9 protein-coding genes and 3 pseudogenes are annotated in these 17254 nt (G+C 53.4%); 5 read left to right on the top strand and 7 right to left on the bottom strand.

Going from position 1 to position 17254, the window contains the following annotated elements:
* Nucleotides 1-12 precede the first annotated feature (12 nt).
* From KQP84_RS19440 to pepA, 4 genes and pseudogenes are all read right to left on the bottom strand, one after another.
* Entirely contained in the window at nt 13-519 is a 507-nt protein-coding gene (locus KQP84_RS19440) for a GNAT family N-acetyltransferase (protein WP_215848346.1), read from the bottom strand.
* Nucleotides 520-602: 83 nt separating this feature from the next.
* Nucleotides 603-3458, bottom strand: a complete 2856-nt coding sequence (locus KQP84_RS19435; RefSeq protein ID WP_215847768.1) for a valine--tRNA ligase — start codon at nt 3456-3458, stop codon at nt 603-605.
* Nucleotides 3459-3464: 6 nt separating this feature from the next.
* Nucleotides 3465-3923, bottom strand: a complete 459-nt coding sequence (locus KQP84_RS19430) for a DNA polymerase III subunit chi (protein ID WP_215847767.1) — start codon at nt 3921-3923, stop codon at nt 3465-3467.
* A 66-nt stretch (nt 3924-3989) separates the two neighbouring features.
* Nucleotides 3990-5500: pseudogene (gene pepA, locus KQP84_RS19425) on the bottom strand (leucyl aminopeptidase).
* A gap of 268 nt (nt 5501-5768) precedes the next feature.
* Here pepA and lptF point away from each other — a divergent pair.
* Nucleotides 5769-6869 carry an LPS export ABC transporter permease LptF gene (lptF, locus tag KQP84_RS19420; RefSeq protein ID WP_215847766.1) on the top strand — a complete coding sequence of 367 codons (1101 nt, stop codon included), beginning with the start codon at nt 5769-5771 and terminating at the stop codon, nt 6867-6869.
* Nucleotides 6869-7945, top strand: a complete 1077-nt coding sequence (gene lptG, locus KQP84_RS19415; protein WP_215847765.1) for an LPS export ABC transporter permease LptG — start codon at nt 6869-6871, stop codon at nt 7943-7945. The genes lptF and lptG overlap by 1 nt, the downstream gene beginning before the upstream one ends.
* An 84-nt stretch (nt 7946-8029) precedes the next feature.
* Here lptG and KQP84_RS19410 read toward each other — a convergent pair whose 3' ends face one another.
* The 3 genes and pseudogenes from KQP84_RS19410 to KQP84_RS19400 all read right to left on the bottom strand — a co-directional run bounded on the left by KQP84_RS19410 (nt 8030) and on the right by KQP84_RS19400 (nt 12535).
* Complete coding sequence (locus tag KQP84_RS19410) at nt 8030-9310, bottom strand: DUF445 domain-containing protein (RefSeq protein ID WP_215847764.1); 1281 nt, start codon at nt 9308-9310, stop codon at nt 8030-8032.
* 26 nt (nt 9311-9336) lie between these two features.
* Nucleotides 9337-10838 (bottom strand): annotated as a pseudogene (locus tag KQP84_RS19405) (helicase HerA-like C-terminal domain-containing protein).
* A gap of 125 nt (nt 10839-10963) precedes the next feature.
* Nucleotides 10964-12535 carry an ABC transporter substrate-binding protein gene (locus tag KQP84_RS19400; RefSeq protein WP_215847763.1) on the bottom strand — a complete coding sequence of 524 codons (1572 nt, stop codon included), beginning with the start codon at nt 12533-12535 and terminating at the stop codon, nt 10964-10966.
* A 708-nt stretch (nt 12536-13243) separates the two neighbouring features.
* On the opposite strand from KQP84_RS19400, the gene KQP84_RS19395 reads away from it, so the two are divergent.
* The 3 genes and pseudogenes from KQP84_RS19395 to KQP84_RS19385 all read left to right on the top strand — a co-directional run bounded on the left by KQP84_RS19395 (nt 13244) and on the right by KQP84_RS19385 (nt 17048).
* Nucleotides 13244-13972, top strand: coding sequence for a gluconate 2-dehydrogenase subunit 3 family protein (locus KQP84_RS19395; RefSeq protein ID WP_215847762.1), 729 nt, complete (start codon nt 13244-13246; stop codon nt 13970-13972).
* A gap of 38 nt (nt 13973-14010) precedes the next feature.
* Nucleotides 14011-15780 carry a GMC family oxidoreductase gene (locus tag KQP84_RS19390; protein ID WP_215847761.1) on the top strand — a complete coding sequence of 590 codons (1770 nt, stop codon included), beginning with the start codon at nt 14011-14013 and terminating at the stop codon, nt 15778-15780.
* A 4-nt stretch (nt 15781-15784) separates the two neighbouring features.
* Nucleotides 15785-17048, top strand: a pseudogene (locus KQP84_RS19385) (c-type cytochrome).
* Nucleotides 17049-17254 lie beyond the last annotated feature (206 nt).

Below are 17254 nucleotides of genomic sequence, written 5' to 3'. Positions count from 1 at the left end.
TGAGGGACAGGATTACAGCACTTTCAACATCCGCACTTCACAATCGACATGGCCGGTGCAGCCCATGGCGCGATCAATTAATTCAAAACCCAGCGACTCATAGAGTTTGATCGCCCGCGTCAGGCTGGCGGTGGTTTCAAGATAGCAGCGACGAAAACCGCGCTGGCGCGCATGTTCCATGGCACAGATTGCCAGTTCACGCGCTAAACCTAAGCCGCGCACATCGGGCATGAAATACATCTTTTGCAACTCACAGATATCTGGCGCGCTACAGGCCAGCGCGGCGATGCCGCCGCCGCCCATCACTTTGCCTTGATACTCGACGATCCAATAAGCGCTGTGTTCGGCGCTGTAAACCTCAGAGAGTCGATCAAGGTCAGGATCGGAAACGGTATAGCCTTTGTCGGCAGTCAGGCCGAACTCCGCAGAAACAACTCGAATAACCTGCGCGATATGCGGATTGTCGGCGGCAGTGATTGGACGCACCTGAAGGTCACGTCGCGTTGCGGTGGTAGTCATCATCTCTTCCGAATCTATTGCGAAATAAATAAAAAAAGCCGGGCTTAGCCCGGCTTGATAATTAAGCAGTCAGACTAAGACGCTTACAATGCCGCAATCACGGCCTGCTGTTCAATCAGTTTTGTTTTTGATTGTTCCAGATCAGCCACACGCTCGCGTTCTTTCACTACCACCGCTTCCGGGGCGCGTGAAACAAAGCCTTCGTTAGCCAGTTTGGCCTGGATCTTATCGATTTCGACATCCAGCTTAACCAGCTCTTTCGCCAGACGCTCAAGCTCGGCTGTTTTATCAACCAGATCGGCCATTGGGATCAACAGTTCAGCACCTTCAACGATCTTGGTGACGGAAACGGGACCTTTCTCGCCCGCAGGCAGCACGGTCAAACTTGCCAGACGCGCCAGGCGTGACAGGAAGTTGCGGTTATCTTCAACGCGACGCAGCGCAGCAGGCGAGGCGTTACGCAGCAACACGTCCAGCGGTTTGCTTGGCGCAATGTTCATTTCTGCACGAATATTACGTACCGCGACAATCGCCTGTTTCATCCAGTCGATATCCGCTTTCGCTTCAGCATCTTCTTTCGCCGCGTCGTAGTGCGGGAAAGGCTGCAACATGATGGTGTCGTCGCTGATGTTTTTCAGCACTTTCACACGCTGCCAGATGGTTTCGGTGATGAACGGAATAATCGGATGCGCCAGGCGCAGTAACGCTTCCAGAACGTGCAGCAGCGTGTGACGCGTGCCGCGCAGCTCAGATTCGCTACCGCTGGTCATCACCGGCTTAGTCAGCTCCAGATACCAGTCGCAGAACTGGTTCCAGGTGAAATCGTAAAGCAGGTTAGCCGCGATGTCGAAACGGTAGCTGTCCAGCGCTTCACGGTAGGCTTTCACCGTGCTGTTGAACTCGGTCAGGATCCAGCGATCCGCCAGCGACAGCGTCATTTCGCCGCCGTTTTGGCCGCAATCTTGATCTTCAGTGTTCATCAAGACAAAGCGGCTGGCGTTCCACAGCTTGTTACAGAAGTTGCGGTAGCCTTCCAGGCGCTTCATGTCCCAGTTAATGTCTCGACCGGTTGAAGCCAGAGCTGCCAGGGTGAAACGCAGCGCATCGGTACCTGACGGCTCAATGCCGTTCGGGAACTGTTTCTCGGTGCGTTTACGGATCTTCTCAGCCAGCTGCGGCTGCATCATGTTGCCGGTGCGTTTTTCCAGCAGCGACTCCAGTGAAATGCCGTCAACCATATCCAGCGGGTCAATCACGTTGCCCTTGGATTTCGACATCTTCTGGCCTTCTTCGTCACGAATCAAACCGGTCATGTAGACGGTTTTGAACGGAACCTGCGGCTTGCCGTCTTCATCTTTGATGAAGTGCATGGTCAGCATGATCATGCGGGCAATCCAGAAGAAAATGATGTCGAAGCCGCTGACCAGCACGCTGGTCGGATGGAAGGTACGCAGCGCTTCGGTGTTTTCCGGCCAGCCCAGCGTAGAGAATGTCCACAGGCCGGAGGAGAACCAGGTATCAAGCACGTCATCATCCTGACGCAGCGCCACATCGGCGGCCAGGTTGTTTTCGCTGCGCACTTCGTCTTCGGTGCGGCCAACATAGACGTTGCCGTCATTGTCGTACCATGCCGGAATGCGATGACCCCACCACAACTGACGTGAAATACACCAATCCTGAATATCGCGCATCCAGGAGAAGTACATGTTTTCGTACTGCTTCGGCACAAACTGAATGTCACCGTTTTCAACCGCTTCTACGGCGACTTTCGCCAGCGGGGCAGTACGCACATACCATTGGTCGGTCAACATCGGTTCGATGACCACGCCGCCACGGTCGCCGTAAGGAACGGTCAGATCGTGGGGTTTGATCTCTTCCAGCAGGCCACGTTCATCAACAGCCGCGACAATCGCTTTACGTGCAGCAAAACGCTCCATTTTCTGGAACTCTGCTGGGATATCATCGGCACAGGCATCGCTGACTTCGCCGTTGGTATCGAACACTTCCGCGCGCTCGCGGATATCGCCATCGAAAGTCAGAATGTTGATCATCGGCAGCTTGTGGCGACGGCCAACTTCATAGTCATTAAAGTCATGCGCTGGCGTGATTTTCACGCAGCCGGTGCCTTTTTCCATGTCGGCGTGTTCGTCGCCAACGATTGGGATCAGGCGGTTCACCAGCGGCAGCAGAATAAACTTGCCGATCAAATCTTTATAACGCGGATCTTCTGGATTGACCGCCACGCCCGTATCGCCCAACAGGGTTTCTGGACGTGTGGTGGCTACCACCAGATAATCTTTGCCATCTGCGGTTTTCGCGCCATCAGCCAGCGGATAGCGGATGTGCCACATCGAGCCTTTGCTCTCGCGGTTTTCCACTTCCAGATCGGAAATAGCGGTGCGTAATTTCGGATCCCAGTTAACCAGGCGCTTGCCACGGTAAATCAGGTTCTCTTTATAGAGACGTACGAACACTTCTTTCACCGCATTGGACAAACCATCATCCATGGTGAAACGTTCACGCTCCCAATCCACTGAGTTGCCCAGACGGCGCATCTGACGGGTAATGGTGCCGCCCGATTCTGCCTTCCACTGCCAGATTTTTTCGATGAACGCATCACGTCCGTAATCCTGACGTGTTTTGCCCTCTTCAGCGGCAATTTTGCGCTCAACCACCATCTGCGTGGCGATGCCCGCGTGGTCAGTACCGGCTTGCCACAAGGTATTTTTACCCTGCATGCGCTGGTAGCGAATCATGGTATCCATGATGGTTTGTTGGAAAGCGTGACCCATGTGCAAGCTACCGGTGACGTTCGGCGGCGGGATCATGATGCAAAAGCTTTCCTGGCTGGTATCGCCATTCGGTTTAAAGTAGCCCTGCTTTTCCCAATGCTCGTAAAGCGGCTGCTCGATATCTTGCGGGTTATATGTCTTTTCCATGTTCTGCTATGTCGTTTGCGGCTGTGGCGGCGTTGCCGTATTCAATTGGAAACCAACGCTGCGATACGCTTTGTAGCGATCACGCGCCAGCTGTTTGAGAGATTCTTCGTAAGGGACGAAGTCTACCACTTCATGGAAAGCAGTGGCAAAATCTGCGAACTGTGGCAGCAGGCTAATGAGCAGATCGCGAGGCGAACTGCCGCGACGCTGCGGCCAGGCCAGCTCAACCGGCGCGCCGTAGCGCGGGCCTTCGCCGGCAAGATTATGCGGCACGAAGGCGTTTGCCGGTCGTTGCCACAGCGCTTCGTCGAGACGAATGGCTTGCTGCTCATCTTCACAGGCGATCAGCACCCGTTTGCCCGCCCGCCAGCGCGTTTCAGCCAGATCGCACACCAGCGCTTCAATGGCGCTCAGGCCGTCGCTCGGTGCATCGGTTTCCATCACGTAGAAGGTTGCGTTTTTCATCGGCATGCTCGTCAGAAGATAAAAAGGGCGGAATCTCCGCCCTTGCTTTCAATGTAGAAGAAGCTGTTAATCGTCGCCGTTCAGTCCCGCGCGATTCAACAGGAACTGCGACAGCATCGGCACTGGACGTCCGGTTGCGCCTTTGGCTTTGCCTGAACGCCAGGCGGTACCCGCGATATCGAGGTGCGCCCAGTTATATTTGCGCGCAAAGCGAGCCAGGAAGCAAGCGGCGGTGATCGCACCACCGGGACGTCCACCGATATTCGCCATATCAGCGAAATTGGACTCCAACTGCTCTTGATACTCATCCGCCATCGGCAAACGCCACGCGCGATCGCCGGATTGCTCAGAAGCACCAATCAATTCATGCGCCAGCGGATTATGGTTCGACAGCAAACCGCTGACGTGATGACCCAGCGCAACCACGCAAGCCCCGGTCAGCGTCGCGACATCAATCACCACTTCCGGTTCGAAACGTTCAACGTAGGTCAGCGCATCACACAGCACCAAGCGGCCTTCTGCATCGGTGTTTAACACCTCGACGGTTTGGCCAGACATGGTGGTTAGCACGTCGCCTGGGCGCATTGAACGGCCATCCGGCATATTTTCACAGCCCGCCAGCACGCCCACTACGTTCAGCGGCAGATTAAGTTCCGCTACCATGCGCATCACACCATACACTGACGCTGCGCCGCACATGTCGTACTTCATCTCATCCATGCTGTCGGCCGGTTTGATCGAGATGCCGCCAGAGTCGAACGTTAACCCTTTGCCCACCAGCACGATAGGGCGCGCTTCGGGATCGGGATTACCTTTGTATTCAATCACCGACATCAATGATTCGTTCTGCGAACCGGCACCTACCGCCAAATAGGCGTGCATGCCAAGCTCTTTCATCTGCTGCTCGCCAATCACGCGGGTGGTAACATTTTTGCTGAAGGCATCCGCTAACTGACGCGCCTGCGATGCCAGATACGCGGCGTTACAAATATTTGGCGGCATATTGCCAAGATCTTTAGCCGCTTTAACGCCTGCAGAGACGGCTAATCCATGCTGAATCGCACGTTCGCCGCTGGTGAGTTCACGGCGTGTTGGCACGTTAAACACCAGTTTACGTAGCGGACGGCGCGGTTCAGCTTTGTTGCTTTTCAGCTGATCGAAGTTGTACAGCGCCTCTTTGGAGGTTTCCACCGCCTGACGAACTTTCCAGTACGTATTACGTCCTTTGACATGCAGTTCTGTCAGGAAGCAGACCGCTTCCATCGAGCCGGTGTCATTCAGCGTATTGATGGTTTTTGGATAACCTGCTTGTACTGACGCTCGTCCAGCTCACGTTCTTTGCCACAACCAATCAGCAAAATACGTTCGGACAGGATGTTCGGCACATGATGGAGCAGTAGCGTCTGGCCCACTTTTCCTTCCAGCTCGCCGCGACGCAGCAGGGCGCTGATGTAGCCATCGCTGATTTTATCCAGCTGTTCGGCTATCGGTGACAGACGGCGCGGTTCGAAAACGCCAACGACAATGCAAGCACTGCGCTGTTTTTCCGGGCTTCCGCTTTTTACACTGAACTCCATGCACTCTCCTGAATCTTAAAGACAACGGCCGTCGCTGTCGCTAGAATGTAGCGCGCTCGTGACCCATTTATTCATCGTGGCGGCATGACATTTAGCCACTGGAGGTCATAATGAATCAGGGTGACAAGATGTTGTTTTTTCACCACCCAAACGCGATTGTCATACAATTTTAGCTGCGATAACGGCCATTGATGAAGAAAAATGGCTGATAAGCGTTGAAACTAGCGATTTTCCTGCAAAAAGACAAGTTTTCACAGGCGTACTAAGCGTGATCATCATTAGATATCTGGTTCGTGAAACGCTCAAAAGCCAGCTGGCTATCCTCTTCATCCTGCTATTAATCTTCTTTTGTCAGAAGTTAGTCAGGATTTTAGGAGCCGCGGTGGATGGCGAAATCCCGACAAACCTTGTTCTGACACTGTTAGGCCTCGGTGTGCCTGAAATGGCACAACTTATTCTGCCCTTGAGTCTGTTTCTGGCGATTTTGATGACCCTTGGGCGGCTCTATACGGAAAGTGAAATTACCGTCATGCACGCCTGCGGCCTGAGCAAAGCTGTTTTGGTCAAGGCTGCAATGGTGCTGATGTTATTCACGTCGATTGTGGCGGCGGTAAATGTCGCCTGGCTGGGACCGTGGTCATCACGTTATCAGGATGAAGTGACGCAAAACGCCAAAGCTAACCCTGGCGCAGCGGCGCTGGCGGCAGGTCAATTCCAGACCTCCAGCGATGGCAACGCGGTGTTGTTCATTGAAAACGTGAAAGGCAACCAGTTCGGGAACGTGTTCCTGGCGCAGCTGCGGCCGAAAGGTAACGCACGCCCCTCTGTGGTGCTGGCAGACAGCGGCCACATGGAACAGCGTAATGACGGCTCGCAGGTGGTCACGCTGGATAAAGGCACGCGCTTTGAAGGCACGGCAATGCTGCGTGATTTCCGCATCACCGACTTCAATAATTATCAGGCGTTTGTCGGCTATAAAGAAGCCACGCTCGATCCCAACGATGCTGAGCAGTCCGATTTTGTCGGCTTGTTCCACAATGACACGCCAGAGTTTCGCTCTGAGCTGCATTGGCGCATCACGCTGGTGTTCTCGGTCCTGATCATGGCGTTGATGGTGGTGCCGCTCAGCGTGGTGAACCCACGTCAGGGGCGCGTACTGTCAATGTTACCGGCCATGCTGCTTTACCTGATTTTCTTCCTGTTACAGAGTTCGTTGAAATCGAGTGGTGCTAAAGGCCGCCTCGATCCAGCCCTCTGGATGTGGGTGGTGAATCTGAGTTATCTGCTGCTGGCGGTGCTGCTTAACTTGTGGGATACGGTGCCGATGCGTCGCGTACGCGCCCGCTTTACTCGCGGAGGGTCGGTCTGATGTTTCGCGTTCTTGACCGTTATATCGGTAAAACCATCTTTAACACCATCATGTTGACGCTGTTCATGTTGGTGTCGCTCTCCGGCATCATCAAGTTTGTTGATCAGCTGCGTAAAACCGGGCAGGGCGCCTATACCGCCCTGGACGCGGGTTACTACACGATTCTCAGCGTGCCAAAAGATATCGAGATCTTCTTCCCGATGGCGGCATTGTTGGGCGCGCTGCTGGGCTTGGGTGCTTTAGCCCAGCGTAGCGAGCTGGTGGTCATGCAGGCGGCGGGTTTTACCCGTACGCAAGTCGCGCTGTCGGTAATGAAAACCGCTATTCCGCTGGTGCTGCTGACAATGGCAATTGGTGAGTTTGTTGCGCCGCAAGGCGAGCAAATGGCACGTAATTACCGTGCGCAGCAGCTGTACGGCGGCGCGCTGCTTTCCACGCAAAATGGCTTGTGGGCGAAGGATGGCAATAGCTTCATCTATATTGAGCGCATCAAAGGCAACAATGAAATCGATGGTGTGAGCATTTACAACTTCAACGATCAGCGTCGTTTGCTTAGCGTGCGTTACGCCGCCAGCGCGACCTGGGATATGAATAAAAAACGTTGGATACTGTCGCAGGTTGATGAATCTGACTTAAACGATCCCAAGCAAATTACCGGTTCGCAGAGCTTGGGTGGCGAATGGAAAACCAACCTGACGCCGGACAAACTCGGTGTGGTGGCGCTGGATCCCGATGCGCTATCCATTAGCGGCCTCTACAATTACAGCAAGTATTTGAAGCAGAGCGGCCAGGAATCTGGACGATATCAGCTCAATATGTGGAGCAAGATTTTCCAGCCGCTTTCGGTAGCCGTAATGATGTTGATGGCGCTGTCATTTATCTTTGGTCCGCTACGTAGCGTATCAATGGGCGTACGCGTCGTTACCGGCATCAGCTTCGGCTTTCTGTTCTATGTATTGGATCAGATTTTTGGCCCACTCAGCCTGGTTTATGGATTACCGCCCGTCATGGGGGCGATTCTGCCAAGCTTCGCCTTCTTTGCGATCAGTATGTTCATGTTGATTAAACGGCGCTAAGCCGGGCGATAACAGAAGAGAAATGGCCGATTTATCGGCCATTTTTTTGCCTTAAAGCGGGGCACAACGGCCCCATAAGCGGATTTAGCGAGGAAAAAGCATAAACAAGGTGGGCAATTGTGAAAGCAGATACAAGATCAAACCGATCGTACCGCCAACCAGCGTGCCGTTAATACGAATAAACTGCAGGTCTTTACCAATGTTCAGCTCAATCTGTTGCGACATCTCACGCGCATCCCAACTTTTCACCGTATCGCTGATGTGGTGAGTCAGGAAGGTGGAAAACTCAGGCGCCACGCTGCGTGCGGCATCTTCAAGATGTTGATTCATGGAGCGGCGTAACGCTTCATCAGCGGCCAGCGTTTCACCCAGCCATAAAGCCGCCAGGCGTACCCTTTCCTGAACGCGAGAATCGTCGCTGCTGAGATCGGCTTTCAGCCACGAACGCAGATCGTTCCACAATTCGCCGATATAGCGATTCAGCGACGCATCTTCTTTCAGCCAGCTTTTAATCACTTCGGCACGTTCGGCCATCTCAGGATCGTTTTTCAGCTTCTCAATCAGGCGATCCACGGCACGATTAAAACCCAGGCGCAGCTCATGTCCCTGATCCAGCGCAACCTCATCAAGCAGCGTATCAACCGCGTTGGCGACCAACTCCGCGCTGTGCTCGCCAAGCCATTCTGTGGGCAACATTTTGGCTTTTATCGGATGTTCCCGCTTCAGCCAGCGCACAATTTGTAGCGCGATGAACTCGCGGGTGCTGGGCTTGTGCAGCAATCGCAACAGCTGTTCTACTGCGGCATCCAGCAGTTCCTGATGGCGATTATTCTTGGTCAGGCTCTCAAGCATCAGCGCGCTGGTTTGGCTGAGATCGACTTTATCAATGGCGCGATGCACCGCTCGGCGTAGAAAGTTTTGAATTCGCGTATCGTCAGTGAGATCAAGGAAGCCGCGCATCACTTGCAGCAAGTGACGCCCAACGCGATCGGCATTACCGGGCGCATTGAGCCAGTCCGCCAACATGCGTGACGGATCGTGGCGACGGATCAGATTGAGCAGCGAATCCGTGTCGAGGAACTTCTCCTGCACGAAGCGACCAAGATTATCGCCGATACGATCTTTGTTACGCGGAATGATGGCCGTGTGGCGTGAGATAAATGGCACCGGCACGCGACGAAACAGCGCAACGACAGCGAACCAGTCCGCCAGCGCCCCGACCATCGCCGCTTCGGCTATCGCTTTTACACCGCTAACCCAAAAGTTGGGCGGCAGAAAAAGGGTGACAATAAGCGTGGCAGCTGCCAGCAGCAGCAGCAGTAACGCCAGACGCTTGGTCCGTTTCAGTTCGTATTCTTTATCCATATTATGATCTTAGCAGAGGTGCAACGTTAACGTCGGCGTCCGCCCAGCAGGCTCCCTAATACGCCGCGAATGATTTGATGAGTGATTTGACGCGTGGCGCTTTTCGCCATGGTTTGTACTACGCCATCTTTTTTCCGCCGCGCGGGCCGGTGCTACCAAACAAAATATCCTTCAGGCCGCCCAGAATGCCGCCATCCACCGCCACGCTGTTGCCTTTGACTTCTGGCGCATTGGCGCTTTCACTGGCTGCTTGCACACCTTGTTGCAGTCGTTCAAAAGCCGATTCGCGATCGACGTCGGTGTCATATTTGCCCGCCAGCGGCGAATGGTTGATCAGGCCGTTACGTTCATCAGCATTGACCGGGCCCATGCGCGAGCCGGGGGCAATCACCATTGCACGTTCAACCACCGATGGGCTGCCTTTCTCATCTAAAAATGAGATCAGCGCTTCGCCGGTGCCGAGCGCTTGTATCGCCTCGACAGTATTAAAGTTTGGATTGGCGCGCAGCGTTTCCGCTGCGGTTTTTACCGCTTTCTGATCTTTGGGTGTGAAAGCGCGCAGGGCGTGCTGGACGCGATTACCTAACTGGCCCAGCACGCTGTCGGGAATGTCAGCAGGATTTTGTGTGACAAACCACACGCCAACGCCTTTAGAGCGAATCAGGCGAATCACTTGCTGAATTTTTTCCAGCAGAACCGGCGGCGCATCACTGAAAAGCAGGTGCGCTTCATCGAAGAAAAAGACCAGTTTGGGTTTATCGAGATCGCCCGCCTCCGGCAGATGTTCATATAACTCTGACAACATCCACAGCAGGCTGGTGGCGTAGAGTTTCGGCATTTGATAGAGCTTCTCGGCGGAAAGGATATTGATATAGCCTTTGCCGTCGCTGTCGACACGCATCCAGTCGGCGATCTCCAGCATCGGCTCACCGAAGAAGTGTTCCGCGCCTTGCTCTTCCAGCGCCAGCAGGCCGCGCTGAATGGCACCCACCGATGCGCTGTTAATGTTGCCATATTGCGTCTGGAAAGATTTGGCGTTATCGCCGATGTATTGCGTCATGGCGCGAAGATCTTTGAAATCCAGCAGCAGCAGGCCTTGATCGTCGGCGATCCGGAAGATGATTTGCAACACACCACTTTGCACCTCATTAAGATTCAGCAAGCGTGCCAGCATTAATGGGCCAAGGTCAGAAACCGTGGCGCGCACTGGATGGCCTTTCTCGCCAAAAATATCCCACACCATCACTGGATTACGCTGCGGCTGCCAGTCGCTGACGCCGATTTTCGCCAGTCGCTGCTGCAATTTTTCACTGCTTTGGCCTTCCGCCGCGACGCCGGTTAAATCGCCTTTCACATCAGCCATAAAGACCGGCACGCCGATAGTGGAAAAAGATTCTGCCAGCTTTTGCAGCGTGACCGTTTTACCGGTGCCGGTTGCGCCGGTAATTAAACCGTGGCGGTTGGCCATCTGCGGTAAAAGATGGAGTTGGATGTCGGACGTTTGGGCAATCAGCAGCGGGGAAGTCATTATTTTCCACTCTCAGGCGATAGGATATGCCTGAAGAATAGCAAGCGGGGCGCGGCAGAGCGGAGAAGATTTACCCGAAAAACGGACGCGTCCCGCCAGGCGCGAACTCGGCGGGACGTAAAACCTTACTTTTGGACCTCCTCAAAGTTGAGCAGCGAGACGCCAATGCCCTGACGCACGTGGCTGATGTTGTTACGCACCGCGACCTGCGTCGCACCTTGTAACATCACCACATAAGGTGAATCTTGCTGAACGCGGGTCTGTAAATCAGCGTATTGCGCGCGGCGCTTCGCGACATCACTTTCGCCTGCCGCCGTGCGGGTTTCTGCGCTGAGATCGGGAATCTCCCAACCTACGCGCCATGCCAGCGTTTTGCCGCCGTTGGGAACGTTATAGGCGAAGGCGCTTGCGTTGGTGTTTGGGTCGATATAGTCCGCCCCCCAGTAAACAAAGATCGATTCAAAGTCGCGACCGCGCATTTTGCTCCATAACTCTGACTCTGCCACCGGCTGAATATCCAGATTGACGTCCGCCTTGGCAAAGCTGGCTTGCAGCGCCTGTGCGACGTCAATATAAGGCGGCTGATTCACCACGGTTAACGCAATATGGCTGCCGGGCTTGATGCCACCTTTTTGCAGAATCGCTTTGGCTTTATCTACATCGTAATGGAAAGGCGTGCTGTTCAGTGCACCGTCAAAGCCATCCGGCAAAAAGCTCTGATGAATACGGTATTGGCCCTTGAGCAGCTGATTGGCGACGCTGTCGTAATCGACTAACCAGCGGGCGGCTTGCCACAGCGCGGGGTTCGCCAGGGCGGGTTGCTGGGCGCTTTTGGTGTTAAAGCCGAGGTAATAAACCAGGCTAGACGGGAAGGCATCAATACGTACACCCGCGTCGGTTTTTAACGCGGCGATTTGATCTGGCCCGAGCTGGTAAGCCACATCAACATCGCCCTGTTGAATCAGAAGACGCCGCGAACCGGGATCGGCTACGCCTTTTAGCAGCACGCGTTTCAGATGCGGTTTTGGACTCGCATTGGCATTGGCGTCCAGCACCAGCGCCTGCAGCGGAATAAACTGCTTGATAGCATAAGCGCCGCTGCCCGCAGAATGCACTTTGAGCCAGCCATTGCCGAAATCATTATTGCTGGCGTGTTGCAATGCCAGCTTACTGTCAACAATCGACGCCACGGGCGCTGTTAACAACCGCAGCGCCAGATCGTTGCCGATTTGCGCCGGCCAGCGCAGTTCAAGCTGATGATCGTTGATCACGGTAAATTGCTGGTCGATGTTCTCCGGCGTCCAACCAAACTCGCCGAGGATAAAAGAGGGTGCTTTGTTTAGCTTCACCGCACGCGTTAACGAGAACACGACATCCTGTGCCGTTAACGGATTACCGCTGGCAAAACGTGCCTGCGGATTAAGATCAAATATCAGGCTGTGCGGCGTTTTCCCGGCTTGCCATTTTAGGGCGGCGAGCGGCGATAACTGCTGCGCATCCTGATGATTCGGTTCCAGCAGTGTTTGATAAATGTTACGCAGGCTGCTGTTGCTGACGGTTTCAAAACTTTCGGCGGGATCAAAACTGATAATGCCATCCAGCGGCACGGCGACGACCAGGGTGTCTGTGGGTGTTGCCGCCTGAGCGGTGGTAGCTAGCGTCATGGTGGCCAGCAACGCGAGTAGCGATTTACGCATGAGGTTTATCCTGAGTAATTGATAAACCTACTCTATCCGGCAATGAGAAATGTCAAAATGCCGCTTTGTTCTGAGCTTTGCATAAATATTGCGTCAGGCTTTCAGGCAGATGAACAATTTGAAACAGAACGACGCCGGTAAATAGCGTTGCGTATTTTTTATCCGCCCGGAAAATAACCGACCTATTCTGATTTGCTGCTTATTACGGCTATATCTGTTTGCAACCGGGTAAAAGTAAATATAATGTTGCCAATGAGAATAATTCTCTTGTATGGAAGTATGATTTATTTTTATCGATTATTTTACGTGATGATGACATTACGGAAATAATAGTGGTTAATGATTCAGCATATTGTTTCAATTACCCGATGATTGTGCGGTTTTAGCCTAAATTTCCTCCCTCAAATTTTGTTACCTGCCTGCAACCTCTCAGCAACACGATGATAAATTTTCACTAAAACACATTTCAAATTCAATTTTTACATTTAGACATATCTATATCCCTAAGATTGCCAGGTTATTAACCGATATGTTTCGTTATTCACATAATAATTACTTCTACTTCACCTTGTTTAAGTTATACGCGTGTAGGCTGCGCTCGTGTTCTCCCATCACTTACTTGAGTAAGTCTTTGGCGAATTAATGAGCGTGCCGCCATGCGATAGCTTGAATAATGTTTAGTAGAGAGCAAATGAGAGTCGTGCGGCTATGCTTCTTCAAAAACCCACCACCAGGCGTAAATTTTTACTGGGCTCATTATTGGCATTGCCATTAAGTGAGCTGGTATTTAAAGGAATAACTGCAGCGCAAGCTGCGGAATTGGCAGCACCGGAATTAGCTGACTATAAACCGATATTTTTTAGTGCAAATGAGTGGCAATTTATTCTTGCGGCGACCGATCGTTTGATTCCGGCTGGCGGCAACGGTAAAGCACCAGGCGCACTGGAAACCAACGTGCCGATCTTTATCGATCAGCAACTGCACAGCGAAGAGTTTGGTAGCGAAATCTACATGCAAGGCCCGTTCAATATCAACGCGCCGGCCACCATGGGGTATCAGATCCCATTCCGTCCACAGCAGCTGTACAAGACCAGCATTAAGTTGGTTGAACAGTGGACGCAGAGCACTTATCAAAAATCCTTCCATGCGCTTACTGAGCAAGAGAAAGATGACGTGCTGACAAAAATCAGCAAAAACGGTATCGACTTCGCCGCATTGGGTGAAGAGAACCTGAAAGCGTCGCAGTTCTTTAGCCAGCTGCTTTCCGATACCAAGCACGGTTACCTCGCGGACCCTATGTACGGCGGCAACAAAGGCATGAAAGCCTGGATTGCTATCGGCTTCCCGGGCGCGCGTGCCAGCTTCACCGAATGGGTGAAACAGCACAACGTTCCGTATCCGCTAGGCCCAGTGAGTATTAAAGGTGAGCGCGCCTAAGCGTGCATCCCGCATCAGGTATTTGAAACAGGATTATCATGGCACAGGTTACTAAAAAAGAAGTCGACGTCATTGTCTGCGGCCTCGGCTGGGCTGGCTCGTTGATGAGTATTGAGCTGGCGCTGGCTGGGCTTGAAGTGCGCGCGCTGGAGCGCGGTGGCGATCGCGATTACGACGAATTCGCTTACCCAAAACCGGCAGATGAATATGCATACGCGGTACGTAATAAAGTGTTTGCGACCCCGGCAGAAGTCGCGGTAACGGTTCGCTACAACACCAGCCAGACCGCATTGCCGACCCGTAAATGGGGCGCGTTTGCACCGGGCACCGGTGTGGGTGGCGCAGGTATGCACTGGACGGCCGTTTTGATCCGTCCAACCCCAACTGATATCAAACTGAAAACCTACGTGGATGAGGCGTACAAGCCAGGCATCCTGCAGGAAGATATGCGCGTGATGGATTTCCCGTTCACCTGGGATGAGATCGAGCCTTATTACTACAAGTTTGAGCTGATTTGCGGTCAGTCTGGTAACACCGGCAACCTGCGCGGCCAAATCCTTGAAGGCGGAGATCCGTTTGAAGGGCCGCGTTCAGAACCTTATCCGCTGCCTGCGCTGGATGACACGCTTAACAACGTGATGTTCAAAGAAGCGGCGACCAAACTGGGTTATCACCCGTTCCCGAATCCGTCTGCTTGCGTATCGCGGGCGTGGAAAAACCCGTACGGCAACCAGATTGCGCCGTGTAACTACTGCGGTTATTGCAGTAAATATCCGTGCCTGAACTACTCCAAAGCCTCACCGCAAACTGCCGTGATGGATTCACTGAAGCGCATGCCAAACTTCTCTTATGAAGTGCACGCCGAAGTGATCAAAGTGGTGCTGAACGATGACAAGAAAACCGCGAAAGGCGTGATCTACATTGATGCGCAGGGCAACGAATGCTTCCAGCCTGCCAAAATCGTGGTACTGAGCAGCTTCCAGCTTTATAACGTCCGTTTGATGCTGCTGTCCGGTATCGGCAAACCGTACAACCCAATCACTGAAGAGGGTGTGGTAGGACGTAACTACGCGTTCCTGTCGAACGGCGGTGCGACGTTGTTCTTCAAAGACAAAAACTTCAACCCGTATGCGACCGCAGGCGCAACCGGCCAGATGTTTAATGATATCTCGCCAGGCAACTTTGATGGTCCTGCACTTGGCTTCCTTGGCGGCGCGAAGATCCACAGTTCGCAAGCAACCGGTACGCCAATCAGCACCGCGCTGCCTAAAGGCACGCCAACCTGGGGCATGGGCTACAAGCAAGGCCTGGAAGAGTGGTACGGCCATTCCATGAAGATCAGTATCACCACGACGTGCCAGTCGTACCGTGACATCTATCTGGATTTGGATCCGAACTACAACGATCATCACGGCTTGCCGCTGCTGCGCATGACCTTCAACTGGAAAGAGAACGAGTTGAAGTTGCAGCAACACCTGAAAGGTATCGTGGGTAACATCACGAAAGAGCTGAATCCAGACAGTTCCAGCATGAGCTTCCTGCCAATGGGCGCTGACTTTGACCTGACCAAATACGTTTCCACCCACAACGTGGGCGGCGCGGTAATGGGCGACAACCCGAAAACTTCAGCACTGAACAAGTACTTGCAGAGCTGGGACGTGCATAACGTCTTTGTACCGGGCGGTAACGCTTTCCCGCAGAACTTCCAGGCTAACCCGACCGATACCATCGGCGCGATTACCTTGATGGCGGCACAAGCAATCAAAGATCACTATTTGAAAAATCCCGGCCCACTGGTACAGGCGTAAGCGTATGAACAAGCTGAATTTAAAATCATTCTTATTCGCCAACGCCTTGCTGCTTGCCAGCGGATTTGCGGTGCAGGCGCACGCAGAAGATGACGCTCAACTGATCAAGCAGGGCGAGTATTTATCTCGTCTTGGCGATTGCATGGCGTGCCACTCGGTTTCGGGTAAGCCCGATTACGCGGGGGTTGGCGATTGAGTCGAATCTTGGCACCATCTTCTCCACTAACATCACGCCAGACAAAGAGCACGGTATCGGTAATTACACCGAGCAGCAGTTCTCTGACGCGGTACGTAAAGGCGTTCTGCCGGACGGCTCACGCCTTTATCCGGCGATGCCTTACCCGGACTACGCCAAGATCAGCGACACCGATATGCACGCGCTGTACGTTTACTTCATGAAGGGTGTGAAGCCGAGTGCTGAACAGCCTTCTGAAACAAAGCTGAGCTTCCCGTTCAGCCAGCGTTGGGGCATGCGCTTCTGGAACTGGGCGTTCACCACGGACAAACCGTTCCAGCCAATTGGCGGCGCATCTGAAGAGATCAACCGCGGTGCTTATATCGTAGAAAGTCTCGGCCATTGCGGCAGCTGTCATACGCCACGTGGTTTAGGCATGAACGAGAAATCGCTCGACAGCGGGGATGATCAATTCCTGGCGGGTGGCAGCCTGAATAACTGGGATGTGCCTTCGCTGCGTGGTATGCCGCGTTGGAGTGAGCAGGAGATTGTTGAATACCTGCAAACTGGACGTAATGACAAAGCTGCGGTGGGCGGTGAGATGAAGTCTGTTATTGAACACAGCAGCTCACACATGACCGATGCCGATCTGAAAGCGATTGCGGCTTACCTGAAGTTCATTGGGGGTAATCCAGCGTTGCAGGCGAGTAATGTGCAGGCGCAGCAGGCGACTGAAGCCAAACTGACGGCAGCGAAAAACCTGAGCGAAGGCGAACGTCTTTATCTCGACAACTGTGGCGCATGTCACTTTGTCACCGGTAAAGGTGCGCCGGGGATCTTCCCGGAATTGGATCAGGCAACCATCGTGAATGCAAAAGATCCAACCGGTTTGATCCACACCATTCTGGTGGGTGCTCAGCAACCGTCAACAGAGAAAGCACCGTCGACGCTGGCGATGCCGGGCTTTGGGAGTCGCCTGAGTGATGAAGAAGTGGCGCAGCTCGCCACCTTCGTTCGCCAGGGTTGGAGCAACCAGGCGCCAGCGGTGAGCAAAGATCAGGTAGCGGAAGTACGTAAGTCACTTCAACACTAAGCTGCTCCGAGCGGTCCCTTCCTCCATTTACGGGGGAAGGTTAATCACTCTCCGATCGGTCCCTTCCTCCATTTATGGCAGAAGGTTAATTACTCTCCGATCGGTCCCTTCCCCCATTTATGGGGGAAGGTTAATCACTCTCCGATCTGTCCCTTCCTCCATTTATGGGGAAAGTTAATCACTCTCCGATCGGTCCCTTCCCCCAT

The organism is Candidatus Pantoea bituminis (assembly GCF_018842675.1).
Lineage (GTDB): Bacteria > Pseudomonadota > Gammaproteobacteria > Enterobacterales > Enterobacteriaceae > Pantoea > Pantoea phytostimulans.
The sequence above is the reverse complement of the archived record's forward strand: the minus strand, read 5'-3'. Positions and strand labels throughout refer to the sequence as shown.